This is a genomic window from Actinomycetota bacterium, assembly GCA_040905475.1.
Lineage (GTDB): Bacteria > Actinomycetota > AC-67 > AC-67 > AC-67 > DATFGK01.
In genome coordinates, this window is the sequence record JBBDRM010000056.1 from 1 (window position 1) to 26,114 (window position 26,114).

29 protein-coding genes are annotated in these 26,114 nt (G+C 67.6%); 24 read left to right on the forward strand and 5 right to left on the reverse strand.

Annotation, left to right across the window (positions count from 1 at the left end; translation table 11 throughout):
• The 11 genes from WEB06_04860 to WEB06_04910 all read left to right on the forward strand — a co-directional run.
• The coding region (locus WEB06_04860; protein MEX2554941.1) for an aminotransferase class V-fold PLP-dependent enzyme at nucleotides 1-254 on the forward strand (254 nt) is incomplete at its 5' end.
• Nucleotides 251-1,330 (forward strand): tRNA 2-thiouridine(34) synthase MnmA, encoded by a 1,080-nt coding sequence (gene mnmA / locus WEB06_04865; GenBank protein ID MEX2554942.1) that lies wholly within the window; start codon nucleotides 251-253, stop codon nucleotides 1,328-1,330. The genes WEB06_04860 and mnmA, both read left to right, overlap by 4 nt.
• A gap of 153 nt (nucleotides 1,331-1,483) precedes the next feature.
• Nucleotides 1,484-1,690 (forward strand): hypothetical protein, encoded by a 207-nt coding sequence (locus WEB06_04870; protein MEX2554943.1) that lies wholly within the window; start codon nucleotides 1,484-1,486, stop codon nucleotides 1,688-1,690.
• Nucleotides 1,690-3,702, forward strand: coding sequence for an NAD-dependent DNA ligase LigA (gene ligA / locus WEB06_04875; protein ID MEX2554944.1), 2,013 nt, complete (start codon nucleotides 1,690-1,692; stop codon nucleotides 3,700-3,702). The genes WEB06_04870 and ligA overlap by 1 nt, the downstream gene beginning before the upstream one ends.
• A gap of 12 nt (nucleotides 3,703-3,714) precedes the next feature.
• On the forward strand, nucleotides 3,715-4,008 hold the full coding sequence (gene gatC / locus WEB06_04880) for an Asp-tRNA(Asn)/Glu-tRNA(Gln) amidotransferase subunit GatC (protein MEX2554945.1): 294 nt from the start codon (nucleotides 3,715-3,717) through the stop codon (nucleotides 4,006-4,008).
• A 2-nt stretch (nucleotides 4,009-4,010) separates the two neighbouring features.
• Nucleotides 4,011-5,483 (forward strand): Asp-tRNA(Asn)/Glu-tRNA(Gln) amidotransferase subunit GatA, encoded by a 1,473-nt coding sequence (gene gatA / locus WEB06_04885; GenBank protein ID MEX2554946.1) that lies wholly within the window; start codon nucleotides 4,011-4,013, stop codon nucleotides 5,481-5,483.
• Nucleotides 5,480-5,851 (forward strand): hypothetical protein, encoded by a 372-nt coding sequence (locus WEB06_04890; protein ID MEX2554947.1) that lies wholly within the window; start codon nucleotides 5,480-5,482, stop codon nucleotides 5,849-5,851. The genes gatA and WEB06_04890 overlap by 4 nt, the downstream gene beginning before the upstream one ends.
• Complete coding sequence (locus WEB06_04895; protein MEX2554948.1) at nucleotides 5,848-6,192, forward strand: hypothetical protein; 345 nt, start codon at nucleotides 5,848-5,850, stop codon at nucleotides 6,190-6,192. Before WEB06_04890 ends, WEB06_04895 begins: the two co-directional genes overlap by 4 nt.
• Nucleotides 6,189-7,643, forward strand: a complete 1,455-nt coding sequence (gene gatB, locus WEB06_04900) for an Asp-tRNA(Asn)/Glu-tRNA(Gln) amidotransferase subunit GatB (GenBank protein MEX2554949.1) — start codon at nucleotides 6,189-6,191, stop codon at nucleotides 7,641-7,643. The genes WEB06_04895 and gatB overlap by 4 nt, the downstream gene beginning before the upstream one ends.
• Nucleotides 7,644-7,651: 8 nt before the next feature.
• Entirely contained in the window at nucleotides 7,652-8,905 is a 1,254-nt protein-coding gene (locus WEB06_04905; protein MEX2554950.1) for a hypothetical protein, read from the forward strand.
• Between the two features lie 277 nt (nucleotides 8,906-9,182).
• Nucleotides 9,183-9,899 carry a DUF4234 domain-containing protein gene (locus WEB06_04910; protein MEX2554951.1) on the forward strand — a complete coding sequence of 239 codons (717 nt, stop codon included), beginning with the start codon at nucleotides 9,183-9,185 and terminating at the stop codon, nucleotides 9,897-9,899.
• 5 nt (nucleotides 9,900-9,904) lie between these two features.
• Here the strand turns inward: WEB06_04910 and WEB06_04915 are convergent, their stop codons facing one another.
• Complete coding sequence (locus tag WEB06_04915) at nucleotides 9,905-10,906, reverse strand: hypothetical protein (GenBank protein MEX2554952.1); 1,002 nt, start codon at nucleotides 10,904-10,906, stop codon at nucleotides 9,905-9,907.
• Between the two features lie 54 nt (nucleotides 10,907-10,960).
• Between WEB06_04915 and WEB06_04920 the strand changes: the two genes are divergently transcribed.
• Together WEB06_04920 and ilvD are read left to right on the forward strand one after the other, a co-directional pair.
• Nucleotides 10,961-11,503: a hypothetical protein gene (locus WEB06_04920; protein MEX2554953.1), complete on the forward strand. Its 543-nt coding sequence runs from the start codon at nucleotides 10,961-10,963 to the stop codon at nucleotides 11,501-11,503.
• A 20-nt stretch (nucleotides 11,504-11,523) separates the two neighbouring features.
• Entirely contained in the window at nucleotides 11,524-13,209 is a 1,686-nt protein-coding gene (gene ilvD, locus WEB06_04925) for a dihydroxy-acid dehydratase (GenBank protein ID MEX2554954.1), read from the forward strand.
• Nucleotide 13,210: 1 nt separating this feature from the next.
• Here the strand turns inward: ilvD and WEB06_04930 are convergent, their stop codons facing one another.
• Nucleotides 13,211-13,441 carry a hypothetical protein gene (locus tag WEB06_04930; protein ID MEX2554955.1) on the reverse strand — a complete coding sequence of 77 codons (231 nt, stop codon included), beginning with the start codon at nucleotides 13,439-13,441 and terminating at the stop codon, nucleotides 13,211-13,213.
• Between the two features lie 76 nt (nucleotides 13,442-13,517).
• On the opposite strand from WEB06_04930, the gene WEB06_04935 reads away from it, so the two are divergent.
• The 7 genes from WEB06_04935 to ilvC all read left to right on the forward strand — a co-directional run bounded on the left by WEB06_04935 (nucleotide 13,518) and on the right by ilvC (nucleotide 19,500).
• Entirely contained in the window at nucleotides 13,518-13,898 is a 381-nt protein-coding gene (locus tag WEB06_04935) for a hypothetical protein (protein ID MEX2554956.1), read from the forward strand.
• A 127-nt stretch (nucleotides 13,899-14,025) separates the two neighbouring features.
• Nucleotides 14,026-15,009 carry a hypothetical protein gene (locus tag WEB06_04940; protein ID MEX2554957.1) on the forward strand — a complete coding sequence of 328 codons (984 nt, stop codon included), beginning with the start codon at nucleotides 14,026-14,028 and terminating at the stop codon, nucleotides 15,007-15,009.
• Complete coding sequence (locus WEB06_04945) at nucleotides 15,006-15,401, forward strand: GntR family transcriptional regulator (protein ID MEX2554958.1); 396 nt, start codon at nucleotides 15,006-15,008, stop codon at nucleotides 15,399-15,401. Before WEB06_04940 ends, WEB06_04945 begins: the two co-directional genes overlap by 4 nt.
• A gap of 206 nt (nucleotides 15,402-15,607) precedes the next feature.
• Nucleotides 15,608-16,204 (forward strand): isochorismatase family cysteine hydrolase, encoded by a 597-nt coding sequence (locus WEB06_04950; GenBank protein MEX2554959.1) that lies wholly within the window; start codon nucleotides 15,608-15,610, stop codon nucleotides 16,202-16,204.
• 41 nt (nucleotides 16,205-16,245) lie between these two features.
• Nucleotides 16,246-17,976, forward strand: coding sequence for an acetolactate synthase large subunit (locus WEB06_04955; GenBank protein ID MEX2554960.1), 1,731 nt, complete (start codon nucleotides 16,246-16,248; stop codon nucleotides 17,974-17,976).
• Nucleotides 17,976-18,500 (forward strand): acetolactate synthase small subunit, encoded by a 525-nt coding sequence (gene ilvN / locus WEB06_04960; GenBank protein ID MEX2554961.1) that lies wholly within the window; start codon nucleotides 17,976-17,978, stop codon nucleotides 18,498-18,500. Before WEB06_04955 ends, ilvN begins: the two co-directional genes overlap by 1 nt.
• Before the next feature lie 4 nt (nucleotides 18,501-18,504).
• Nucleotides 18,505-19,500: a ketol-acid reductoisomerase gene (gene ilvC / locus WEB06_04965; protein MEX2554962.1), complete on the forward strand. Its 996-nt coding sequence runs from the start codon at nucleotides 18,505-18,507 to the stop codon at nucleotides 19,498-19,500.
• A 6-nt stretch (nucleotides 19,501-19,506) separates the two neighbouring features.
• Here ilvC and WEB06_04970 read toward each other — a convergent pair whose 3' ends face one another.
• Nucleotides 19,507-20,031 carry a hypothetical protein gene (locus WEB06_04970; GenBank protein MEX2554963.1) on the reverse strand — a complete coding sequence of 175 codons (525 nt, stop codon included), beginning with the start codon at nucleotides 20,029-20,031 and terminating at the stop codon, nucleotides 19,507-19,509.
• Between the two features lie 18 nt (nucleotides 20,032-20,049).
• Nucleotides 20,050-20,658, reverse strand: coding sequence for a hypothetical protein (locus WEB06_04975; GenBank protein MEX2554964.1), 609 nt, complete (start codon nucleotides 20,656-20,658; stop codon nucleotides 20,050-20,052).
• 203 nt (nucleotides 20,659-20,861) lie between these two features.
• Here WEB06_04975 and WEB06_04980 point away from each other — a divergent pair, with 203 nt between their 5' ends.
• From WEB06_04980 to serA, 3 genes are read left to right on the forward strand one after another with little or no spacing between them, the layout of a single operon-like run.
• Nucleotides 20,862-22,010, forward strand: a complete 1,149-nt coding sequence (locus WEB06_04980) for an alanine--glyoxylate aminotransferase family protein (protein ID MEX2554965.1) — start codon at nucleotides 20,862-20,864, stop codon at nucleotides 22,008-22,010.
• Nucleotides 22,011-22,016: 6 nt separating this feature from the next.
• Nucleotides 22,017-22,544, forward strand: coding sequence for a hypothetical protein (locus WEB06_04985; protein ID MEX2554966.1), 528 nt, complete (start codon nucleotides 22,017-22,019; stop codon nucleotides 22,542-22,544).
• Nucleotides 22,541-24,112: a phosphoglycerate dehydrogenase gene (gene serA, locus WEB06_04990; protein ID MEX2554967.1), complete on the forward strand. Its 1,572-nt coding sequence runs from the start codon at nucleotides 22,541-22,543 to the stop codon at nucleotides 24,110-24,112. Before WEB06_04985 ends, serA begins: the two co-directional genes overlap by 4 nt.
• Here the strand turns inward: serA and WEB06_04995 are convergent.
• Nucleotides 24,109-24,306 carry a hypothetical protein gene (locus tag WEB06_04995; protein MEX2554968.1) on the reverse strand — a complete coding sequence of 66 codons (198 nt, stop codon included), beginning with the start codon at nucleotides 24,304-24,306 and terminating at the stop codon, nucleotides 24,109-24,111. The genes serA and WEB06_04995 overlap by 4 nt on opposite strands.
• 194 nt (nucleotides 24,307-24,500) lie before the next feature.
• Here WEB06_04995 and WEB06_05000 point away from each other — a divergent pair, with 194 nt between their 5' ends.
• Nucleotides 24,501-26,042: a 2-isopropylmalate synthase gene (locus WEB06_05000; GenBank protein ID MEX2554969.1), complete on the forward strand. Its 1,542-nt coding sequence runs from the start codon at nucleotides 24,501-24,503 to the stop codon at nucleotides 26,040-26,042.
• Nucleotides 26,043-26,114: the final 72 nt, after the last annotated feature.

The window sequence follows — 26,114 nt, forward strand, 5'->3', positions numbered from 1 at the left end:
TGCACGTCTGCATCGAGGGGATCGACGGCGAGCCGCTGATCTTGCTGCTCGACGCGGAAGGGATCGCGGCCTCGCAAGGATCGGCCTGCTCGTCGGGAGCGGCCGAGCCGAGCTACGTCCTCGCCGCGCTCGGTGTCCAGAGCGAGGTGGCGCGCGGGACGGTTCGGCTCACGCTCGGCAGAAGCACGACCGAGGCCGAGATCGACCGGGCGGCCGACGTCATCGTCGACGCCGTCGTGAGGCTCCGCCGATGAAGCTCCTCGTTGCGATGTCGGGAGGCGTCGACTCTTCGGTGGCGGCGGCGCTGCTCACGCGCGAGGGACACGACGTGACGGGCGTGCACATGAAGCTGTCGTCGTACGCGACGTCGAGCGAGTCGGACGGCCGTGTCCACGGGTGCTGCACGGTCGAGGCCGCAGACGACGCGCGCCGCGTCGCGCAGATGCTCGACATCCCGTTCTACGTCTGGAACCTGACCGAGGAGTTCTCACGCGGGGTGCTCGACGATTTCGTCGCGGAGTACGCGGGCGGGCGGACGCCCAACCCGTGCGTGCGCTGCAACGAGACGGTCAAGTTCGGTGCGTTGCTCGACCGTGGACGAAGCGCCGGCTTCGACGCGGTCGCGACCGGGCATTACGCGATCTCGCGCTTCGAGCGCAGGGCTTGGCGCCTGTTTCGCAGCGCCGACCGGGCGAAGGATCAATCCTACGTTCTGTCGACGCTCGGACAGGAGGCGCTCGCGATGGCGCGGTTCCCGGTGGGCGCGCAAACGAAGGAGCAGACCCGCGAGCTGGCCCGCTCACTCGAGCTGCGCACCGCCGACAAGCCTGACTCCTACGAGATCTGCTTCGTGCCCGACGGCGACGCGGCCGGATTCGTCGAGCGCCTCGCCGGGGACGACGCGCTCCCGGGCGGCGAGATCGTCGACGCCGACGGCGCGGTGCTCGGCGAGCACGGCGGCGTTCATCGGTACACCGTCGGCCAGCGCCGAGGCCTTGGGCTCGGTTTGGCCAAGAAGCGGTACGTGATCGAGGTCGACGCGCCGTCGCGCCGGGTGGTCGTCGGGCCCGGCGAGCTCCTCGCGCGTGGCGGCCTCGAGGCCGAGCGCATCCGTTGGTTCGCCGGCCGGCCCCCGAGCGGATCGGCGCTTACCGTCCAGATCCGCGCGCACGGCGACCCGATCGCTGCGACGGTCGACCCGGTCGGGAACGACGGCGCGATCGTCCGTTTCAACGCACCCGAGCGCGGCATCGCCCCGGGTCAACTGGCCGCTTTCTACGACGGCGACGAAACGCTTGGCGGCGGTACGATCGCCCGATCACTGCGCTAACGACGGGCCTGGACCGTCTTTCGAGGATGTCTGACAAATTGACGTCGCTTTGTCTGACACGCTCCGAGAGGCCTCCACGCTTCCCCGCGAGACAGGGAAAACCGCACCACGGACGTATAATCTGGTGGTTCCCCCGACGCGAGGAGTAGCCGAATGGATCAGGTCCGACTTCCCGAGCTCGAGACGATCCGTCGCTTCTCGATCGCCGTCCGCAGCGAACACGCGGACGCCGAGCAGGTGATCGAAGCACTGCGCATGGACCTCGAACGGGTCGAGGGCGCGCTCAAAGGCCGCCGCACCGCAGCGGCGCCGCGTCGTGCCGCAGGCGCCCGCACCACGAGCAAGAGCACCCGGCGGTAGTGCCCTCGAAAGCCGAGCTCGGGCGAGCCCGGAAACGCATAGAAGGGCTCCGGCGCGAGCTCGATCGACACCTGCACCTCTACCACGTCCTCGACCGGCCCGAGATCTCCGACGCCGAGTACGACCTGCTCTACCGGGAGCTCGTCGAGCTCGAGGAACAGCACCCGGACCTCGTAACGCAGGACTCGCCGACCCAGCGGATCGGCGGCCCGCCCTCTGAAGCCTTCGCGCCCGTGCGCCACCACGCGCGGATGTACTCGCTCGACAACGCCTTCTCCGAGGAGGAGTTGAAGGCCTGGGCCGACCGGGTCGCACGCGGCGTGAGCGACGTCACGTTCGCGAACGAGCTCAAGATCGACGGCGTCGCCGTCGCTCTCACCTACGAGGACGGCCGCTACGTACGCGGAGCGACGCGCGGCGACGGAACGACCGGCGAGGACATCACCGCGAACCTCCGCACGCTTAAGGGCGTCCCGATGCGCCTGCAGACCCCGAAGCCGCCGAGGCTCCTCGAGGTTCGCGGCGAGGTGTACTTTCCGTACAAGGCTTTCGAGCAGTTAAACGCTCAGCTCATCGAGCAGGGCAAGACGCCGTTCGCGAATCCCCGCAACTCGGCGGCCGGATCGCTCCGGCAGAAAGATCCTGCAGTCACGGCGTCCCGCTCGCTCACGTACTTGATCCACGGTGTAGGCGCCGCCCGGGGCGTCAAGCAGGCGACGCACCTGGCGTGGCTCGAATATCTCCGCGAGGCCGGGCTGCGCGTGTCCACGAACGTGAAGGAAGCGAAGACGCTGGAAGAGGTTCAAGGGTTCATCGAGCATTGGCACGAGCATCGCCACGACCTCGACCACGAGATCGACGGCGTCGTCGTCAAGGTCAATCAGATCTCGGCGCAGGAGGAGCTCGGCTACACCTCGAAGGCGCCGCGCTGGGCGATCGCCTACAAGTACCCGCCCGAGGAACAAACGACGAGACTGCGCAAGATCGAGATCCACATCGGCCGGACGGGCGCGGCCACCCCCTACGCTGTCCTCGACCCGGTGCACGTCGGCGGGGTCACGGTGACGTCGGCGACCCTCCACAACATGGACGAGGTCGCCCGCAAGGACATCCGGCCCGGCGACTTCGTGATCGTCCGTCGCGCCGGCGACGTGATCCCCGAGGTCGTCGGCCCGATCCCGGAACGAAGGCCGCGCAGCCTCAAGAAATGGAAGATGCCCGACCGATGCCCGTCGTGCGGGAGCGAGATCGTCCGCGAGGAAGGCGAAGCGGTCGCCTACTGCACGGGGATCGACTGTCCGTCTCAGCGGGTCGAGCGGATCTTCCACTTCGCCGGACGCGGCGCGCTGGACATCGAAGGCCTCGGCTACCAGACGATCATCGAGCTCGCCGAGCGCGCTCTCGTCAAGGACGTCGGCGACGTCTACGCGCTCACCGACGAGCAGATCGCGACGCTGGAGGGTTTCAAGGACAAGAAGATCGCGAATCTCAGGAAGTCGATTGAGGCGTCGAAAACCCGTCCGCTCGCGCGCTTGCTGACGGGCCTCGGGATCCGCCACGTCGGCGGCACGGTGGCCGAGCAGCTCGCGAGCCACTTCGGCTCGCTCGAGGCGCTCGAGGCCGCGAGCGAGGAAGAGATCAACGCCGTCGAGGGCATCGGCGAGGTCATCGCGCACAGCGTGCACGAATTCTTCACGCAGCCGCGCAACCGAGCCGTGCTCGACAAGCTCAAGCGCGCCGGTCTGCGGACCGCCGACGAGCGCAAGGCGGTTCGTCAGACCGAGCTCACCGGCAAGGTAGTCGTGATGACCGGCGGCCTCTCGTCGATGAGCCGCGACGAGGCACGTGAGGCGCTCAAGGAAGCGGGCGCCAAGGTCACCGACTCCGTCTCGAAGAAGACCGACCTCGTGGTGGTTGGGGAGAACCCCGGCTCGAAGGCCGACAAGGCGGTCTCGCTCGGCGTTCCCACGATCGACGAAAAGGAACTGATGAAGCTCTTGGGCCGCCGGTAGACTCTGGCAGTCATGGCGCTCACCAGGGAAGAGGTCCTCCACGTCGCGCGGCTCGCGCGCTTGGCGATGTCCGACGACGAGGTCGATCGGTTCCGCGGTCAGCTGTCCGCGATCCTCGAGCACGCCGCGCGCGTGACCGAGGTCGCGACCGACGACGTGCCGCCGACCTCCCACCCGCTGCCCCTCGCGAACGTGTTCCGCGACGACATCGTCGAGCCGAGCCTCCCGCCGGAGAAGGCGCTGTCCACCGCGCCCGAGACCGAGGACGGGCGCTTCAAGGTTCCTCGGATCATCGAGGAGGCGTAGCCGTGCCCGAGCTGTGGCAGCTCGATGCGGTGGCCCTCGCGAAGGCCGTGCGCGACGGTGAGGCGAGCGCGCGCGAGGTCGTCGACGCCCACCTCACCCGGATCGAGGCGCTGGAGCCGGACGTCCACGCGTTCATCACGCTGACCCCCGAGCTGGCGCGAGAGCAGGCCGATGCGGTCGACCGCGCCCGCGCGAACAAGGAGCCCCTCGGCCCGCTGGCCGGCGTCCCGACGGCGGTCAAGGACATCTTCTGCACCGACGGCGTCCGCACGACGGCCGGCTCGCGCATCCTCGAGGAGTACGTTCCGCCCTACGATGCCACCGCCGTCATCAAGATCCGCGAGGCCGGTATGCCGCTCCTCGGTAAGACGAACCAGGACGAGTTCGCGATGGGCTCCTCGACGGAGAACTCGGCGTTCGGCGTGAGCAAGAATCCGTGGGACCTGGCGCGGGTGCCCGGCGGATCGAGCGGAGGCAGCTCGGCGGCCGTCGCCGCCGGGATGGCGCCGATCACCTACGGCACCGACACCGGCGGCTCGATCCGGCAGCCCGCGTCGTTGTGCGGGGTCGTCGGCGTGCGGCCGACGTACGGGCTGGTGTCGCGGTACGGGATCATCGCGTTCGCGTCCTCGCTCGACCAGGTCGGACCGTTCGCGCGGACCGTCCGCGACGCGGCTGCAGGTCTTCAGGCAGTCGCCGGGCACGATCCGCGCGACTCGACGAGCATCGCGAACTCGGTGCCCGACTACTTGGCGGCGCTCGATCGTGGCGTCGAAGGCTTACGGGTCGGCGTCGTCCGGGAAGGGATGGGGGAGGGGGCGCAGTCCTCGGTCAAGGCCCGCGTCGTGGAGGCGGCCGAGCGCTTCGGCAAGCTTGGGTGCTCGGTCGACGAGGTGTCGCTCCCGTCGTTCGACCTCGCGCTGTCTGCCTACTACCTGATCGCGCCGGCCGAATGCTCCTCGAATCTCGCGCGCTACGACGGCGTGCGCTACGGCTACCGCGCGCCGGATCCCCGGGACGTCATGGACATGAACATGCGCAGCCGCGCGCACGGCTTCGGCGACGAGGTGAAGCGCCGGATCATGCTCGGCACCTACGCGCTGTCGGCCGGCTACTACGACGCCTACTACGGCAAGGCGCAGAAAGTCCGGACGCTCGTGATCCGCGACTTCGAAGCCGCGTACGAGCGGTTCGACTTCCTGATCTGCCCGACGAGCCCGACGACGGCCTTCAAGATCGGCGAGAAGGCCGACGACCCGCTCGCGATGTACCTCTCCGACCTGTTCACGATCCCGACGAACCTCGCGGGGTCGACCGCGATCAGCGTGCCGTGCGGCCTGGCCGACGACGGCCTGCCGGTCGGGCTGCAGCTGCTCGGCCCGCCGCTGTCCGAGGAGCTCTTGTTCCGGGCGGGCCACGCCTTCGAGCGCGACCTCGGCCCGCTCCCGGCGCCGCCTCTGTGGGAATCCCGATGACCGACGTCGTTCACGCCAGACCTCGGGCCCCGCTCGTTACTCGCGTGATCCAAGTGTTCGGCCTCGCAGCGCTGGTGTTCGGCGGGCTGATCCTGTTCGATGCCCGCGATTGCCAGGAGCTCGACTGCCTCGCCGGGCCCATCGGGATCGCCATCATGGTCTGGGGCGCGGTCGCGCTCCTCAGCGGCTTGCGGGGACCGGCCGGCTTCGCATTCCTCATTGGGGCGATCGTGCTGGGGCTCGCGTTCACCTGGGTCAAAGCCCTCTGGGGAGTGATCGGCCTGCTGGTTCTGAGCATGCTCGTGACCGCGAGCAAAGATCGGCTTGCGCCGTACTACCGGCGGAAGTCGAAGAGCGAGTCGTCGTGACCGAGTCGGAGCGGCCGCTCCCGGTGCGCGTGTTGAGGCTCGCCGGATGGGCGATGCTTGGGTTCGCGGCGGTGGCGTTCGGCATCGGCGCGATCCTCAAGTTCGACGAGCTCGCGAAGATCTGGGCCGCGATCGGCGGGATCCTGCTCGTCACCGCCGCGCTGGCGTTCCTCGGCAGCCGCCCGACGATCGGTGGGATGACGGCAGCGATGGTCGCCTGCACGCTGCTGCTGCTCTTCCCGCCGGTCGGAACCATCATCACCATCGTGATCGCGGTCATCGCGAGCCAGAGCTGGCCGCAGCTCCGCGAGTACTACGGCCTCAGACGGAGGGCGGCATGACCGCAAACGGTTACGAGACGGTGATCGGGCTCGAGTGCCACGTCGAGCTGGCCACCGCTTCGAAGATGTTCTGCGGCTGCCGGACGACTTTCGGCGGCGAGCCGAACACGCGCACTTGTCCCGTGTGTCTCGGGGAGCCGGGATCGCTGCCCGTCGCCAACCGCAAGGCGATCGAGTACACGATGATGATCGGACTCGCGCTCGGCTGCGAGATCGCCCCGCATTCGCTGTTCCATCGGAAGAACTACTTCTATCCCGACATGCCGAAGAACTATCAGATCTCGCAGTACGACCTTCCGCTGTGCATCGCCGGGGCGGTGGACGTCGAGGTCGATGGCCGGTCTCGACGCATCGGGATCACCCGCGTGCACCTCGAGGAGGACACCGGCAAGAGCTTCCACGTCGGCGCGACGGGCCGCATCGCCGACTCGCGCTACTCGCTGGTCGACTACAACCGCGCCGGGATCCCGCTCGTCGAGGTCGTCTCGGAGCCGGACATGCGATCGTCGGTCGAGGCGCAGCGCTACGTCTCCGAGCTGCGTGGGATCCTCGAGGCGCTCGGCGTCTCCGACGTCCGCATGGAGGAAGGCTCGCTCCGGTGCGACGCGAACGTTTCGCTGCGACGCCCCGGCGAAGGATTCGGCGTCAAGGTCGAGATCAAGAACCTCAACTCGATCCGCTCGGTCGGCCGCGCGCTCAACTATGAGGTCGAACGGCAACGCACGGCGCTCGACGCCGGCGAGCCGCTGGTGCAGGAGACCCGTCATTTCGACGAGAGCACCGGCGTGACGAAGACGCTCCGCTCGAAGGAAGAAGCCTTCGACTATCGCTACTTCCCGGAGCCGGACCTCGTCCCGATCGAACCGGAAGCGGCGTGGATCCGGCAGATCCGAGCCGGCCTCCCCGAGCTGCCGGGCACCCGGCGCTCCCGCCTGGCCGACGATCACGGCCTCACCGTCGAACAGTCGGCGATCGTCGGGGCGTCGACGACGAGCCTCCGTTACTTCGACGACCTGATCGCTGCGGGGATCCCTCCGCGAGACGCCGCCGTGTGGATGGCCGGCGAGCTCGCGCGGGCGCTGAACACGGCGGGGCTCGGGCTCGAGGAGTCGCGCATCGGGCCGGCCGGGCTCGCCGGGCTGATCCGTCTGGTCGCCGACGGAACGATCAACCTCAACAGCGCGAAGAAGGTCTTCCAGGACGCCTTCGAGTCGGGGGCGGATCCGAGCGCGCTGGTCGCCGAGCGCGGCCTCGCGCAGGTCTCCGATGAAGGGCCGATCAAGGCGGCGATCGCCGAGGTCCTCGCCGGGAACGCGGCCGAGGTCGAACGGTTCCGCGCCGGCGAGGAGAAGGTCCTCGGCTTCCTCATGGGTCAGACGATGAAGGCGCTGAAAGGCCAAGGAAAGCCCGACGTCGTGCAGCGTCTGCTGCGCGAGACGCTCGCCGGATAGCCTCTGCGGTGCGGGCCCGACGGTGGTTGGCTGCCGCCGGGATCATCTCGGCCATCGGCGCGCTCTCCGTGCCGCCGGCGAACGCCCATCCGCAAGGAACCAAACCCGTCGCTTTGATCCGCGGTGTCACCCGCGCCCAGCTCGAGATCCTGTGGGTGGTGGCGCTCGACGACTTCAGTGCTTTGCTCCGGGCACAAGGACTGGTCGATGAGACGTACGACCCCGAGGTGCTCCACCCGAACGCGGCGGCCGCGTCGCTCCGCTCTTACTTCGCCGCGCGCGCTTCGGTCTCGACCGACGGACAGAGTTGCATCCAACGGGTCGCCGGGGCAGGGCTCGCCGGCCCGGGTGTCGCGGTCTCGATGCGGTTCACCTGCCCGGCCGATCTCACGCGCCTGGAGATCACGCTCACGCTGCTCCAGGACATCTCGACCGACTACGTGACGATCGCCCAGGCGGGAACCCCGGCCGGGCCGGCTCGCGGCGTATTCAGCGCGGCCGTTCCGACCATCCGTCTCGATTTCAACGCCGCAGAGCCGTCGGTCGAGCCGGTCGCGACCGGAACCGCGGTCCCCGCCGGGCGCAACGGACGGATCCTTTCGGCGCTTCAAGGCGGGGCCGGCGGTACCTCGCTCGTCGTAGCGCTGGGCCTCGCGTTCGTGCTGGGAGCGTTGCACGCGCTGACCCCCGGGCACGGCAAGACGCTCACGGCCGCGTACGTGGTCGGAGCCGGGGGCAGCACTCGCCAAGCGCTTGCCCTCGGCGGGATCGTGTCTGTGACGCACGCGCTCTCGGTGGCGCTCCTGGGGGCGCTTGCCGTCTCGCTCGACCGGCTGTTCCTGCCGAACGACTGGATCCCATGGACCGAGGTCGTGGCCGGCGTCCTCATGCTCCTCGTCGGCGTGGCTCTGTTCCGCGGCAACCGGCGCGATCACCATCACGCCGGGCCGGCGGAGATGCCGTGGCGGCGGCTGGCGGTGATCGGTCTGGTGGGGGGCTTGATCCCGAGCCCTGAGGCGCTCGGCGTCTTGCTCGTCGCGCTGTCGATCGGTCGCATGGCGGCTGGAATGGCGCTGGTGGGAGCGTTCAGCCTCGGCTTGGCGATGGTCGTTCTTGTCGTGGCCGTGACCGCGGTAGGCGGAGGCCGCATCGCGCGACGGCTCGGCGGGGCCACGTGGACCCGGTGGCTCCCGCGCGCCGCCGCGCTGATCGTCATCGGGCTTGGACTGCTGGTCGCCGTGCGAGGAGCTATTCGCTTGTAGATCGTCGCAGGTGATTTCATTTCGCCTCTCGCGGGGGATAGTGTGCGTTGGGGGTGTTGATGGGGATTTTTCGTAAACGGCAGGAAACGCAGGAACCGGAGCTGGAGCTCGGCAGGCTCCTCGATGGGTATACGGCGTCGCGCCCGCCCACCACCATGCGCTCGAGGGTCGAGAACGTGCTTTGCTGGCGGTGTCACCGAGCGAACGTCTACGACGCCAGGCTGCATCGCCCCAAGACCTGTAGTTGGTGCCGGGCGCTGATCTGATCGGAGGAGCGGTGAGCCAGCAGGTTTCCTACGAGCAGCTCGTGCTGGCTGAGGTTCAGCGTCGCGACGCCACCGACTACCGCTACAGCTACGGGAGCTATCTCGGCTGGACGATCCTCACCTTCGGCATCTACTCGCACTACGCGACCTACAAGCTCGTCGAGCGCCGCCATCTCCACGCACAGCGCAAGCTCGCGTTCCAGTCGTACCTGTGGCACGCATTGAACGCGCGCGCGGAATCATTGGGGAAGAAGGAAGAGGTCGCGGAAGGGCTCGACAACCTGTCGCGGATCTACCAGCAGATGGAGGCGTTCGAGCGCCGAAACAAGCGCGAGCCCGTGCTGTGGATGCTTCTGCGTCTGGTGTTCGGCGTCGTCGGCGCGTACATCAACCACTTCCTGAACAAAGATCTCCGCTTCTACGACGAATGGGAGTCCTCGTTCGCGGCGAACGCGGAGTGGGTCATGAGCCGTCTGGGCTATCCGGTTGCGCTGCCCCAGCGCTCGAAGCCGATCCCCGGCCGGAGCACCGGCCTCTACGTGCTGCTGTCGGTCGTCACCTTCGGGATCTACTCTCTGTACTGGCGGTACACGGTGATGAACGACGGCAACGGCCACTTCGACGACGACGCGGCTGTCGAGGACGCGCTGCTTCGCGGGCTCGGGGTCCAGGGCGGCGCGATGCCGCCTCCGTCCGGCGCGATCCCGCCGCCGACACCCGCCGTCTAGGGGCTTCAACCGGCGTTCCAGGGAAGCGGCGGAGGACTCGGGCCGTCTGGGGGAGAGGGCGGCGCGATCCCCGGACCGATCGCTCCCTCGGCGTCATCGGACGGTCGCCGGCGCACGAGCATCATCGCGAACAGGATGCCCGGAGCCGACGCCACCAACGCGGGGAAGAGCAGCGACGACGCGTAACCGCCGACGGCGAGGTCCCGCGCGAGCGCGAGATTATCGGCCGGCCCGGCCAGCGCACCGGCGCCGGCCGCCGCAGCGGCGAGCCCGATCGTCGCGATGCCGCCCGCGATCAGCCCGATCGCGACTGAGGCCGCCGAGCGACGCCGGAACGGCCCGTTGCGTAGCTTGGTCGCGAGCCACCACGCGAAGGCGCCGAGCAGAACGGTTCCGAGCAGAACGCCCGCCGCATACGCGAGGTAATACGCGGGATCCGGCAGCAACGTGATCCGGATCCTCGGCTGTCCGGCGTCGAACGTGCGGATCGTCCATCCCCGTCCGCTCAGCTCGCAGACGGTCTCGAGCGCATCGAGATCGGATGGTTCCGACGCGCGGATCCTCGTCTCCACGACCGGGGTGCAGATCACAAGCGTCCCGGCTTCGTAGCCGGTCGTGACGAGCACACGCGCAAGTCCCGCGGCGTCCAGGTCGAGCACCCAGTCGTCGGCCGCGCCGGGCTCGATCAACCGGCCGTCGATCTGGACCGTCGAGGTGTCGGGATAGTTATCGTGCTCGTGAGCGATGACGCCCGGGAAGCCGAGCCATGCCGCGACGGCTTCCGCGATGCGGCGCCGGTCCGACGAGCGGCCGTCCAGGAACACGTCGATGGCATCGTTGCCCGCCGCGTTGATCCAAAGGTCGATCTCGGGCCGACCCGTCGGCTCGGCAGTCTGGCTGAGCCGATCGCCGGCGTCGAGGGCGAAGAGGCCGGGCAGGCACGCGGGGACGAGCAAAAATACCGCGATCGCCGGAAGCATCCGCAGAGCCCGTCGCCGCGCGTTCACAACGCTCAGCATATTTCACGGGTACGCACTCCCTCCCCGGTACAGTTTGAGACGATGATCCGCAGCCGATCGGTACGAGCGTCGGACGGAACTGTTTGGAGCATCCGCCGGCGCTGGGCGCCGAGGCCGCGCTGGCGGGGTCCCGTGCGGTTCTGGGGACCCCGACGCGACGGAAAGGGCAAGTCCGAGGCGCCGACCACGATCGTCGACTGGCTCGAGCTTCCCTTCCGGTTGCTGGGCGATGCGCTCAGCTTCGCCGACGACGGCTTCGGCCCAGCTCTCCTAGCGATAGTCGCCTTGGCGGCTTTCGTTGTGTTCATGATCTTCGTCGGCGGACCGCTCTTGGTCCTCCTCGTCGAGACGCTGCTGATCGTGCCGATCGTCGTGATCGTAGGCGTCCTCGTGCGGATCATGTTCCGGCGGCCGTGGACGATCGAGGCGACCGACGGATCGCGGCGAGTCGAGTGGAAGGTGGTCGGCTGGGGAGCGTCGTCGCGGGCCGCGGACCGGATGGCTTCCGAGATCGCCGCTACGGGAGCTCCCGAGAGGGTCCCATCCCTCGATTCGCCGCGGGCTCACCGCAGGCACACCCGCTGAGCGGTATCCTTTCGCGCGCCATGGCTCAGCGAACGAAAGCCGACCCCCGGCATCGCAGTCGCGACGTCACCGAGGGGCCCCAGCGCGCCCCGGCACGCGCGATGCTCCGCGCGGTCGGCTTCACCGAAGAGGACTTCAACAAGCCGCAGGTCGGCGTCGCCTCGTCGTGGAACGAGGTCACGCCGTGCAACTTCCACCTCGACCGGCTCGCCGCCGCGGCGAAGGTGGGCGCACGGGCGGCCGGGGCGGTGCCGGTCGAGTTCACCACGATCGCCGTGTCGGACGGGATCGCGATGGGGCACGAGGGCATGCGCGCGTCGCTCGTCTCGCGCGAGATCATCGCCGACTCGGTCGAGCTGGTCGCACACGCCGAGCGCTTCGACGGACTCGTGACGATCGCCGGCTGCGACAAGTCCCTGCCGGGCATGGTGATGGGCGCAGCCCGCCTGAACCTGCCGAGCGTGTTCCTCTACGGCGGCACCATCCTCCCTGGTCAGTTCCAGGGTCGCGACGTGACGATCCAAGACGTCTTCGAGGCCGTGGGTGCGCACGCGGCCGGCACGATGACCGACGACGAGCTGCTGGAGCTGGAGCGCCGTGCCTGCCCGGGTGCGGGCTCGTGCGGTGGGATGTTCACCGCGAACACGATGGCGACCGCGCTCGAGGCGCTCGGCGTGTCGCTGCCGGGGAGCGCCTCGCCGCCGGGCATGGACGCCCGACGCGACGAGTTCGCGCGCGCGAGCGGTGAGGCCGTGCTGAATCTGTTGGAGCAAGGCATCACACCGCGCGACATCATCACCAAGCCCGCCCTCGAGAACGCGATCGCGACCGTCGTCGCATGCGGCGGCTCGACGAACGCCGTGCTGCATCTCCTGGCGATCGCGAACGAGGTCGGCGCCGAGCTCGAGATCGACGACTTCGATCGCATCGCGCGCCGCACGCCGATCATCGCCGACATGAAGCCGTGGGGCCGGTTCGTGATGCTCGACATCGACCGATGCGGCGGGATCCCGGCGATCATGCGCGAACTGCTCGACGCCGGGCTGCTCGACGGCGACGCGCTCACCGTGACGGGCAAGACGGTGGCGGCGAACCTCGAGGGCGTCGGCGAGCCCACAAACCGCGACGTCGTGAAGCCGATCTCCGAGCCGATCTCACCGACAGGGGGATTCGCGATCCTGCGCGGCTCGCTCGCGCCCGAGGGCTGCGTCGCCAAGATGGCCGGCCTGCACGACTCGGCCTTCAAGGGCCCGGCGCGTGTCTTCGATCGCGAGGAGGACGCGTTCGACGCCGTTACCCACGGACGCATCGTCGCCGGCGATGTGATCGTCATCCGCTATGAAGGGCCGCGCGGCGGGCCCGGGATGCGCGAGATGCTGGCGTGCACGGCCGCGGTGAACGGCGCCGGGCTCGGCGACACGGTATGCCTGATCACCGACGGCCGGTTCTCCGGCGCGACGCACGGCAACATGGTCGCTCACATCGCTCCCGAGGCAAGCGACGGGGGGCCGATCGCGCTGGTTCGCGAAGGCGACACGATCGTGCTCGACATCCCGAACCGACGCCTCGAGGTGGATGTCCCCGCCGACGAGCTCGCGCGCCGGCTCAAGGACTGGACCCCGCCGCCGCCTCGCTACACGAAGGGCGCGCTTGCGAAATACGCGCGCCTGGTCTCGAGCGCCAGCCAAGGCGCCGTCTGCGGCTAGCTCAATCCGAGGTTGCCTGCAGCAATTTGCGATTCAGATCGTTGAGGATCTCGGCTTGGCTGGCTTGGTCGAGCTTGAAGTAAGCCACGCTGCTGCTCAAGGAGAAGATCGGGCGGCGACGCTCTCGCCTCGTGATCAACGCGATGATCTCTGACTTGGGAAGAAACGACTCGTCGCCTTTGATGATCTCGAAGCGGTGGATCCGGTCCCATGGGTACCAGTAGGTCAGCATCGGATTGCAGATCCTGACGCCCCATCGACTTGTGTAGAGGCCGAGTCGGAAGAAACGCCATGCTACGAAGAGCCAAATGCCCGACCAGAAGTACGAATCGCCCTCGAGCGGCCCACTCGAAGTAACGCTCACCGTGAAGGTCGCGCCGCCGACGATCAAAGGCAGGAGGGACAACGCTCCCCGGATCGCCACCTCGCGCCGAGACAACTTTACGCGCGTCCAAGCTCCGAACGGCTTCCAACTGATCACCCGCCAGAGCCAGAAAGGGGCGGGCTGCGCGTGTGGAGAGGGCGAACCTGCGGACTGCGCCACGGGCTTCACGACCCTCTATTTCGAGGTCTTCGCTGCCGCGCCCTGCCCGTCTCGACCATCCATCAACCCGACGAGCATGCGGCCCCATGCCGGCTGGGTCCAGGGTCCGCTCGGCCTGTCCGCCATGCTCGCACGGTACGCCTGATCGGGCGTACTTGGAACTGCGGGATGAATCCGGGCGTTTAGGGCTTGACAGATCCCGCTTTGTATTATTGTATCGAGACGTTGATACATAGGCTGCTTCGGGGGTGGCCGGGATGAGGATTCCGAAGATGAAGCCAACGGGCTGGAAACGCTGGGCCGTACTTTGGGTCGTAGTCCCCGTGCTGACGGCTGCGGTCATGTTGGGGATCGTGGTCTTCCTCCCGGACGGGTGGGGCATCGACGTGATCTTGATGCTGCCGCCGGCGCTCTTCGCCGCGCTCGTCATCGTCCATCTGTTCTCGATGCCGAACGAGTACATGGCCCGATGGATCAAATCCCATAAGGTCGTCGTGGACGACGAGAATCGGGCCGTCATCCGCCGTTATCTGCTGCACGGCAGGAGGATCCGCACGAGCGGAGCGCTCAGCGGGCTAATCGCCTACGTCATCTACACGTCGGTGTCCTCCAATGATCTGCCGTTCGGCTGGATCGCCGCGACGTTCGGCGGCTACCTGCTTGGCGCCGCCGCGGCCGAGGTCTGGGCGCTCCGACCGCAGCGCGGATCGGTGCGATCGGCGTCGCTCTCTCCGCGAAGTATCAACGACTACGTGCCTCGGCTGGCCGTGCTCTTCGTGCGACTCGTTCCCGTGATGACCGTCGCGGCGCTCGTCATCGCGCCCACCATGACCTATCAGTTCGGCCCAGGCCCCGAGTTCGGCGGCCCCGACGCGGCGCGCGAATGGGGAGCGCTGATCGGTTGGACGATCGGATCGATCGTGCTCGCGATCCTCGTCGAGGTGACGGCGCGACGCATCGTTCGTAGGCCGCAACCCATCACGTCTGAGAACCTCGTCGCGGCGGACGATGCCATCCGTTCGACTTCGCTGCATTGTTTGATCGGTGCAGGCCTGGCGATGATGTTGGGGATACTCTCACGGAACCTCGGAGACATCCTGAACGAGAGCGCGTACGGCTCCGATCAGCTTCGGGCCGTGTTCTCGAGCGTCATGCTCATCAGCGGCGTCTTCGTTCCGTTCGTGTGGCTACGGCTCGGGGTCGATCAGCCCTGGGTTGTTCGTCGCAGCCGTCCTCGAGAGCCGGTGGCCGCGTGATCCTGAGCGTCGACCCCGACTTGCCGGTCCCGCCTTACGAGCAGATCCGCTCCCAGATCTCGAGCATGGTGGCGAGCGGCGTCCTCCCGAGCGGAACGCGGTTGCCGCCGATCCGCCAGCTCGCCGACGACCTCGGTCTCGCCGGAGGCACCGTTGCCCGGGCCTATCACGAGCTCGAAGATTCCGGCGTGCTTGTGACGCGCGGGCGGCACGGCTCCTTCGTCGACGGATCTACGCCTAAGAGCTCGTCGAAGGAGTCGCTCGGGCTTCTCGACCAAGCGGCGCACGCGTTCGCCGTGCGCGCCAGTCAGCTGGGATACGACGTGCGCGATGCCCTCGGCGCAGCAGAACGTGCGCTCAAGGAGCTCCCGCCGGCCCGTCACACGGCCTGACCTGCGTCGATGCAGGTTGACACTGCCTACCGGCGCTGGCAGAATCGCGCCACTATGCTTTCTAGGGAGGCCTTTTCGGCGAGCGTCCTCGTAGTTATCTGACCACGCGCGGCCCCGCGGGGCATGCGCGTGAACCTCTCGGCCGCCGAGGGGTTTTTTGTTAGGTCGATCCTTTCACCCGCCGAGGGTGAAATGTGGAGGTTGTGATGGGCAGGACGGCACTGGTGATCGTGGACATGCAGAACGACATGGCGCACGCCGACGGCCGGGCACCCATCATCGACGCCGTCCATAAAGCCCCGGTGATGAACGCGATCCTCGACGCGTTTCGGGAAGCGAAAGAGCCGGTTATCCATGTCGTGCGCTCCTACCGGGCCGACACCTGGGACGTCGAGCGCTTCCGCGTCCCGTTCTTCCAGAACGACCGCGGCTTCCTGGTCGAGCGCACCTGGGGTGCACAGATCATCGACCGCCTGGTTCCCGAGCCCGGCGAGCCCGTCGTGGTGAAGCAGCGCTTCAGCGGCTTCGCGTTCACCGAGCTCGACCTTCTGCTCCGCCGCGCCGGGGTCACCAAGATCGTCGTCGTCGGCGTCAACCTGCCGAACTGCCCGCGCACCACGATGTACGACGCGGTCGGGCTCGACTACGACGTCGTCGCGGTGGCCGATGCGCTCGCAACCACTAGTGACGAGACGCATCGCATCAACCTGCAGGACCTCAGCGCCATCGGCGTGCGGATCGCGACCGCGGACGAGGTCATCCGCGAGATCGCACGCGCGTCGGACCGGATCTCGAACAACTAATCCAGGGGAGTGGTGTCGTGAAGATCACCGGAGCACAGGCAATGGTCCGCTCGCTCGAGCAGGAGGGCGTCGAGGTGATCTTCGGCATCCCGGGCGGCGCCATCCTGCCCGCGTACGATCCGATCCTCGACTCGCCGATCCGCCACATCCTGTGTCGGCACGAGCAGGGTGCCGCGCACGCCGCCGACGGATACGCGCAGGCGACCGGCGAGCCCGGCGTCTGCATGGCGACCTCGGGGCCCGGTGTGACGAACCTCGTCACCGGCCTCGCGAGCGCCTACATGGACTCGATCCCGATGGTGGCGATCTCGGGTCAGGTCCCGACGTGGGCGGTCGGTGGCGACGCGTTCCAGGAGTGCGACGCGACCGGGATCACGATGCCGGTCACCAAGCACAACTTCCTGGTGATGGACGCGCAAGAGATTCCCAAGACCATCGCGGAGGCGTTCCATATCGCGCGAACCGGTCGGCCGGGCCCGGTTCTGGTCGACATCCCCAAGGACGTCCTCCAAGCGGAGATGGCGTGGTGGTACCCGGAAGAGGTCGACCTCCCCGGATACCGGCCCGTCACCAAGGGCAACCCCAAGCAGATCCGCGAGGCGGCCAAGCTGATCCTGTCCGCTCGGCAGCCGATCCTCTATACGGGCGGCGGGATCATCCGCGCCGGGGCGGCCGACGAGCTTCGCCGGCTTGTCGAGCTCACCGGCATACCGACCGTGACGACGCTGATGGGCCGCGGCGGGATCCCCGACGACCACGAGCTGTGTCTCGGCATGCCGGGCATGCACGGCAACTACACGGCGGTCACGGCGATGCAGAAGGCCGACCTGCTGGTGTCGCTCGGCGTGCGCTTCGACGACCGCGTCACCGGCAAGCTCGCCACGTTCGCGCCCGACGCCAAGATCATCCACGCCGACATCGACCCGGCCGAGATCGGCAAGAACAGAGCGGTCGATGTGCCGATCGTCGGCGACGCGCGCTCGGTCATCCACGAGCTCAACGAGATCCTCGAGGCCATGATCGAGGAGCGCGGCCTCCCCGACTACTCGGCGTGGGTCAAGACGGTCCAGGGCTGGCAGAAGAAGTACCCCTACAAGTACTCGCAGACCGCCGACGGTCCGCTCAAGCCCGAGTACGTGATCGAGCAGATCGGCAAGATCACCAAGGGCGACGGGGTCTACGTCGCCGGCGTCGGCCAGCATCAGATGTGGGCGTCGCAGTATCTGCGCTTCAAGCGCCCGAACACGTGGCTGAACTCCGGTGGGCTCGGCACGATGGGGTACGCGGTGCCCGCCGCGATGGGTGCCAAGGTCGGACGTCCCGACGAGCAGGTCTGGGCCATCGACGGCGACGGCTGCTTCCAGATGACCTGCCAGGAGCTCGCGACGATGACGACCGAGAACATCCCCGTCAAGATCGCGATCATCAACAACGCGTTCCTCGGTATGGTGCGGCAGTGGCAGGAGCTGTTCTACGACAACCGCTTCTCGGCGGTTGAGTTCGGCTACGACGTGCCCGACTACGTGAAGCTCGCCGAGGCCTACGGCGCGATCGGGCTGCGCTGTGAGACGCCGGAGGAGGTCGAGTCGACCATACGCAAGGCGGCCGAGATCGACGACCGGACCGTCGTCATGGACTTCCGCGTCGACCCGACGGAGAAGTGCTACCCGATGGTGCCGGCCGGTGCGTCGAACGACGAGATCATCCTCGGGCCGGAATTCGAGAAGGACCACGCCGACATCCTCCACGACACCCCGGAGGCGATCATCTGATGGCCAAACACACGCTGTCCGTCCTGGTGGAGAACAAGCCGGGCGTGCTCGCCCGCATATCGGGGTTGTTCGCCCGCCGTGGCTTCAACATCGAGTCGCTGGCGGTCGGCCCGACCGAGATCCCCGACGTCTCGCGTATGACGATCGTGGTCAACGTCGAGACCAAGCCGCTCGAGCAGGTCGTGAAGCAGCTCAACAAGCTGGTGCCGGTGCTCAAGATCGTCGAGCTCGACAAGGATCAGTCGGTCGAGCGCGAGCTGCTGCTGATCAAGGTGAAGGCGAGTCCCGAGACCCGAGCGCAGATCGTCGAGATCGCCGACATCTTCCGTTCGAAGATCGTCGACGTCGCACCCGGCGCGCTCACGATCGAGGCGACGGGTTCACCCGACAAGCTCCTGGCCATGACCGACATGCTGCGTCCCTACGGCGTGCGCGAGTTCGTGCGTACCGGGCTCGTCGCATTGGCGCGCGGCGACCGGGGGATCGCGGACAAGGCGCTCCGCCTGGCGGAGAAGGGGGCGTAACCGGATGGCGAACATCTTCTACGACGACGACGCGGATCTCTCTGTTCTGGACGGCCGCAAGGTCGCGATCATCGGCTACGGGTCGCAGGGACACGCGCACGCGTTGAACCTTCAAGACTCCGGCGTCGACGTCCGGGTCGGGCTCTATGAGGGCTCGAAGTCGTGGGCAAAATGCGAAGCCGAAGGGTTGCGCGTCCTGCCGGTCGCCGAGGCGGCCAAGGAAGCGAACCTCATCATGATGCTGCTGCCCGACACCGTTCAGAAGAAGGTCTACGACGAGTCGGTCAAGCCGAACCTCAAGAAGGGCAAGGCGCTGTTCTTCGCACACGGCTTCAACATCCACTTCAAGCAGATAAAGCCGTCGAAGACCGTCGACGTCGCGATGGTCGCGCCGAAGGGGCCGGGCCATCTCGTGCGCCGGACCTTCACCGAGAAGATCGGCACGCCGGCGCTGCTCGCCGTCCATCAAGACGCCACCGGCAACGCGCACGCGATCGCGAAGGCCTACGCGAAAGGGATCGGCGCGACGCGCGCCGGGCTGATCGAGACGACGTTCCAGGAAGAGACCGAGACCGATCTGTTCGGCGAGCAGGTCGTGCTCTGCGGCGGGACGTCGGAGCTCGTTCACGCAGGCTTCGAGACGCTGGTCGCGGCCGGGTATCAGCCCGAGGTCGCCTACTTCGAGTGCCTCCACGAGCTGAAGCTGATCGTGGACCTGCTCTACGAGGGTGGGTTCAAGTACATGCGGTACTCGATCTCCGACACCGCCGAATACGGTGACTACTCCCGCGGTAAGCGCATCGTCAACGAGCGGACGCGCAAGGAGATGCAGAAGATCCTGAAGGAGATCACTTCGGGCCGGTTCGCGCGCGAATGGATCAAGGAGAACGCCGAAGGCGCGACCAACTTCAACGCGATGCGCAAGGAGCAGGCGGATCACCAGATCGAACAGGTGGGGGAGAAGCTCCGCGCGATGATGCCCTGGATCGAAAAGAAGTAAGCCGGGTCAGTCCTCCTTCTCGACCTCCTGCTTGACGTTCTCGAGCGCTGCGGCCGCTTCCCGGCGACCGCGCGCCGTCGCCCTGCGCGCGCCGGCGCGCTCCTGCGCCTGCTTCTGAGCGCCCACGGCCTGCCTTTCCTTGCGGTCGGCCGCGTGCTGCCGGCTCGTGGCGTGCTTCACGACCGCCTGCTTTCGCTTCTGCCCGCGCTCCTGCGCGGCGGTCTTCCGTTTGGCCGCTGCTCGCTCGACCGCTTCCTCGCGGATCTCTTCCTCCGCTCGCACTTTGGCGCGTTCCTGCTCGAGCTCCTGCTGGGTCTCGAAGAACCGCTCGGTCGCGGCGTCGCGAAGTTCGTCGGCTCGGACCTTCCGCTCGGCCGCCTCCACGTGCTTGTCGGCGGCGACCTCGTGGAGCTCGCCCGAGGCGATCAGACCCTCGCTACCCGTCGCGGCTCCGGCGACCTTCTTCGTCTTGCCCTTGATGCGCTCCCACAGACCTCTGCGGACTTCTTTCGTCGGTTCGATCGGCGTCATGTATTCCTCCTCGATCTCTTACTTAGCGCCACGCGCGGCTTCGATCGCCTCGGCTTCGAGGCGGGCTTGCTCGGCGGCGGCTTCCTCTTCGGCGGCCGCATCGAGTACGAGCGCGGCTTCGATCCGAGAGACGGAATCGGTTGCATCGATCACGAGCTCTTCCTTTGCGGCTTCGAACTCGACCGCGCGGGCCGCCCTCTCTGCCTCGCCCGCGATCCGCTGCTGGTCCTGTTCGGTCTCGCGGGCGATGGCCGCAGTGCGTCGCGCCTTCTTGCGCGCAGCTTCGGCGCGCTCTTCCTTGACCTCGGCGATCTGAGCGCCGGTTTTCTCCGCGGCCTTACGCTCGATGGCATCGGCCGCCGCTTCCTCCGCTACGGCGCTCATGCGCTCGGCCGCCTGGGTCCGCTCGATCTGGCCCGTCGTGATCAGGCGTTCGTCGCCGAGGAGGAAGCCTGCGAGGGCTTTCGCGCGTCCGGTCAGGTCCTCCACGAATGCGCGGCGAGACTGACCGACGACGCCGCGGTCGTTCACCATGTCGCGGAGCTGTCGAGCCACAGTGAACGGTGCGCGCATCAAGCGGAGTGGGATCACCGCGATCTGGCGTGAACGGTCGAGGATGCTTGCCATGTCTAGCCCTCCCGGAGCATGTGAAAACTTCATCACAGACGGATATTGAGTACCTTCCCTTGTGCGAGGGGTGGAAACGTCGCCGCTCGGCCGCACACCGGCCGACCGGGCCGGCTCACTCGATATCGCGAGGACGTGACGTCGTGAACGCCTAGAATGGCATCGAGCGAACCGACCGGACTTCCCGGAAGCGAGGCAATGACGTGCGGAAACCCGAGATACTCATGACCCCCGGCCCGACCCCGGTCCCGGCCGAGGTCCTGCTTGCCCAGGGCAGCCCGATCGTCTACCACCGCGGGCCGGGCTACGCGGCGGTCCTGCGTGAGTGCACCGAGGGGCTCCAGTGGCTCATGAACACCTCGAACGACGTACTCACCTACACGGCCAGCGGCTCCGGCGGCATGGAGTCTGCGGTCGTGAACCTGTTCAGCCCGGGCGACCGTGTCCTCGTCGTGTCGGTAGGCAACTTCGGCGAGCGGTTCGTCAAGATCGCCACCGCCTACGGCCTGGACGTGAAGCTCCTCGAGTACGACTGGGGCAAAGTCGCTCAGGCTGCCGATGTCGCCGCCGCACTCGAGCCGGGCATCAAAGGCGTGCTCATCCAGCACTCCGAGACCTCGACCGGCGTGGTCAACGACATCGAGGCGATCGGCGCCGTGGTCAAGGATCACCCGGCGCTGTTGGTGGTCGACACGATCTCGGGACTCGGCGCGACGCCGCTCATGGTCGACGAGTGGGGCATCGACGTCGCGGTCGGCGGAGTGCAGAAGGGTCTCATGATGTCTCCCGGGATCGCGTTCGTGAGCGTCAGCGACGCCGCGTGGAAGGCGAACGAGACCGCCAAGTGCCCGCGGTTCTATCTCGACTGGGGCCCGGTCCGCGACGCCTACAACCGCAAGGAGCCGGAGAACCCGTATACGCCTGCCGTGTCGCTGTACCTCGGTCTGCGTGAGGCGGTCCGCCTGCTGCGCGAGGAGGGCATCGACAACGTCTTCGCGCGCCACCGCCGCAATTCACGCGCCGTGAAGGAAGCGGTGAAGGCGCTCGGGCTCGATCTGGTCGGTGAGGCCCTCGATCGCGCGGTGTGCGTGACGGCGATCCGCGCGCCCGAGGGGATCGACGGCGACGAGCTGACCGCGCTGGTGCGGTCGCGGTTCGGGATCGTGTTCGCGCCGGGCCAGGGGAAGTGGAAGGGCAAGGTGTTCCGCATCGGGCACCTCGGCTACATCGACGCAGGCGACGTGCTGCAGGCGATGGCCGCGCTCGAGTCATGCCTGAGCGAGATGGGATACCCCGCGAAGCCGGGCGCCGCGGTCGCGGCGGCCGAAGAGGTCTACGCGCAGAAAGGCTGATGCCGTATGACCGTCGTCGCTCCCGAGCGGGTCGTTGCGAGTGGTGGTCCCCCGAAGAGGCGCTCGCTGTTGTTGGCGGTCGCCCTTCTGGTGGGCGTGATCTTCGGCGCGGGGATCGTGGGGCTGGCAATGCGAGGCGTGCTGCCGAACGCACCCTGGCAACGGATCGCTTCGTGGCCCGAGCTTCAGCGTGAGGAGATCCTGACCGTCGACGGCTCGGGCGTGATCCTTGTGCTCGACGGCGATGAACCTGTTGCGCTTTCCTCTCTGGATGGGCGCGGCCAGCCCGTAACCTACTGCGAGACCTCCGGGTGGTTCGACGACCTGAACCACGGTTCGAAGTTCGATCGTCTCGGCCACTACGCGCTAGGTCCGGCTCCGCGTGGACTCGATCGGTTCGCCGTGGCGGTGGTAGGCGACGACGTCTTCGTTGACACGACACAGGTCATCCCGGGCCCGCCGCGTTTCGAGCCGCGTGCCGAGGAGCGGACAGGGCCGTTCTGCGGTGAGATCTTGCGAGAGAGCCACGGATGAAGGTGCTCGTCACCGAGCCGATCGCTGAGGCGGGGATCGAGTCCCTCCGGGCCGAGGCGACCGTCGACCTCCGGACCGATCTCACGCGCGCGCAGCTGCTCGAGATCATCGGCGATTACGACGCGCTCATCGTGCGCTCGCAAACGGTCGCCGACGCCGAGCTGATCGAGAAAGGCCGCAACCTCAAGGTGATCGGCCGGGCGGGGATCGGGCTCGACAACGTCGACGTCGACGCGGCCACGCGGCACGGGATCGTCGTCGTCAACGCACCGACCTCGAACGTCCTGTCCGCCGCCGAGCACGCGATGGCGCTGATGCTCTCGCAGGCGCGGAACATCCCGGCGGCGAATGCGTCGGTCAAGAGCGGGAAGTGGGAGCGTGGCAAGTTCGAGGGCGTCGAGCTGCACGGCAAGACGCTGGCCATCCTCGGGCTCGGGCGCATCGGGACGCTCGTGGCGCAGCGCGCGCTGGCGTTCGGGATGCGGGTCGTCGCCTACGACCCCTACGTCGCGAAGCAGCGCGCCGGGCAGATGGGCGTCGAGCTGGCAGATCTCGACGAGGCCTTGCGCGTCGCCGACTTCGTCACGATCCACCTGCCGAAGACGACCGAGACCTCGGCGTTGATCGGCGCGCGGGAGCTCGGGCTGATGAAGCCCGGAGCGCGGCTGGTGAACACCTCGCGCGGCGGGATCGTGGACGAGGACGCGCTGGCCGCCGCGGTCGCCGACGGGCGGCTGGGCGGGGGAGCGCTGGACGTTTTCGCCCAAGAACCGCCGGACGCGGGATCGCCCTTGTTCGGCCTCGACACCGTGGTGCTGACGCCGCATCTCGGCGCCTCGACCGAGGAAGCGCAGGAGAAGGCCGGCGCCGCGATCGCCGAGCAGGTGGGCCTGGCGCTGCGCGGCGAGCTGGCCCCGTACGCGGTGAACGTCGACGCCGGCCGCGAGCTGTCCGATGTGGTACGGGCGTTCCTGCCGCTCGCGGAGAAGCTCGGCCGCATCCTCACCGCGCTGTCCGGCGGCCACGCGCACGAAGTGCGGTTCTCGTACCAGGGGCAGATCGCCGATCACGACACCCGCGTTCTGACGCTCGCCGGGCTGAAGGGGATGTTCGCCGCGATCATGCACGAGCCGGTGACCTTCGTGAACGCGCCGCTGATGGCGAAGGAACGTGGGATCGAGTACGGCGAGATGAAGAGTGCGATGTCCCGCGACTACGTCAACCTGATCGAGGTGTCGGCCGGCGATGGGATCGCCGTCGCCGGGACGCTGGTCGGCGTGCGGAACGAGGAGCGGCTCGTGCGGATCTTCGACTTCGAGGTGGACTTCCCGCCGGGCCCGAACATGTGCTTCCTGCGCTACGACGACCGGCCGGGCGTGATCGGAGCGATCGGCACGATCCTCGGGCGAACGGGTGTGAACATCGCGGACATGCGCGTGGGCCGCCAGGAGAAAGGCGGCGAGGCGTTGATGTGCATCACGGTCGATCAGCCGATCGAGCCGGATGTGCTGAAGGAGCTCGTCGAAGGCTCGGAAGCCAAGGACGCGAAGGTCGTCACGCTGGGTTAGGCATCACTGCCCTGGATGCGTTCAATGTTCTCGGTAAGGCTGAGTTTGCGACCGAGGGCTCGGCCGGGTTCGAAGGGCGCATCCTCGATCTCCAGCAGCGGCGCGCCGAGCGATGCCCAATCCGGATCGTCAACGGTCTTTATCTGACCGCGATCCTGCCCGCCATGCCCGGCAGCCCGTGCCCATGATGCCACCGGCAAAACTCGTTGACACCCATCACGGCTCCTGGCAGAATCGCCGAACCATGACGTCCACGAGGATCCATCGGTCGGCGCTGCTCCTGCTTTGACGGCGCGCTCGCCTTTCGGCGTGCGCGCTACCCCTCGGATACGGGGGGTTTTTTGTTGGTCCGGATAGGCTAGGCAGAATCCAAAGGGAGGCGTTGAAAGTGACGGACAACCGCGTTCGGATCTTCGACACGACGCTACGGGACGGCGAGCAGTCGCCGGGGATCAATCTCAACGTCAAGGAGAAGCTCGAGATCGCGGAGCAGCTAGCCCGCCTCGGCGTCGACATCATCGAGGCCGGTTTCCCCGTCACGTCGCCCGGGGACTTCGAGTCGGTATCGGCGATCGCCCAGACCGTCAAGGGCCCGGGCATCGCAGCCCTCGCTCGCGCGCACGACCAGGACATAGATCGAGCCTGGGAGGCCGTCCAGCACGCGCGGCAGCCGCGGATCCACGTCTTCCTGTCGACCTCCGACATCCACCGCAAGTACATGCTCAACGCGACCGAGGACGAGATCCTCGCCCAGGCGGTCGCCGGCGTCGAGCGTGCGAAAGGCTACTGCGAAGACGTCGAGTTCTCGCCGCAGGACGCGACGCGAACCGAGCCCGAGTTCTTGTTCAAGATCGTCGACGCGGCGGTCGCGGCCGGCGCGACCACGATCAACATCCCCGACACGGTCGGCTACGCGATCCCGTACGACTTCGGCGAGCTGATCCGCGAGTGCTACAAGGCGGTGCCGCGCCTCGCCGATGTGATCGTGTCGGTGCACTGCCACAACGACCTCGGGCTCGCGGTATCGAACTCGATCGAAGCCGTCCGCGCCGGCGCCCGGCAGGTCGAGGTCGCCATCAACGGCATCGGCGAGCGGGCCGGGAACTGCTCGCTGGAGGAAGTCGTGATGGCGATCAAGATGCGCCACGACCTGCTCGGGGTCGAGACCGGCGTCAACACGAAGGAGCTCGCGCGCTCGTCGCGGCTCGTCACGCTGCTGACCGGCTACCAGGTCCAGCGGAACAAAGCGATCGTGGGGGAGAACGCTTTCTCACACGAGTCGGGGATCCACCAGCACGGCGTGATCCAGGACCGGCTGACCTACGAGATCATCAAAGCCGAGGACATCGGGGTCGAGGGCGGCAAGATCGTGCTCGGGAAGCACTCGGGACGGCATGCGTTCTCGAAGACGCTCGAGGAGATGGGCTTCCAGCTCGGCAAGGAAGAACTGAATCGCGCCTTCGCGCGGTTCAAGGAGCTGGTGGATCGCAAGATCCAGATCTCCGACAAGGACCTCGAGGCGATCGTCGCGGACGAGATCCAGACCGTCGAGGAGGTCTACCGCCTGGAAGCCCTACAGGTCACCGGCGGCACCCACCTCTCGCCGACGGCGACCGTGAAGATCGTGAAGAACGGCGAATCCATCCAGGAGTCCGCGATGGGCGACGGGATGGTAGACGCGGCTTTCGGCGCGATCATGCGCGCCACGAGCGTCGATGCCAAGCTCTGGTCGTTCAACGTCGCGGCGGTCACCGAAGGCTCCGAAGCACTCGGCGACGTGACCGTTCAGATCGAGGTCGAGGGCGAGCGCTTCACCGGCCGAGGCATCTCGACGGACATCGTGGAGGCGAGCGCGCGCGCTTTCCTCAACGCGCTGAACCGGGCCGCGCGACGCGGTCACTCGCCTAGATCGGCGCAGCCGACGCCTTAGCTAGGAAGTGGTCCAAACCTCGTGACGAGCCCGCCGCGGAGTTCCTCGTCTTGTGTGGTTAGGCCGATCCGG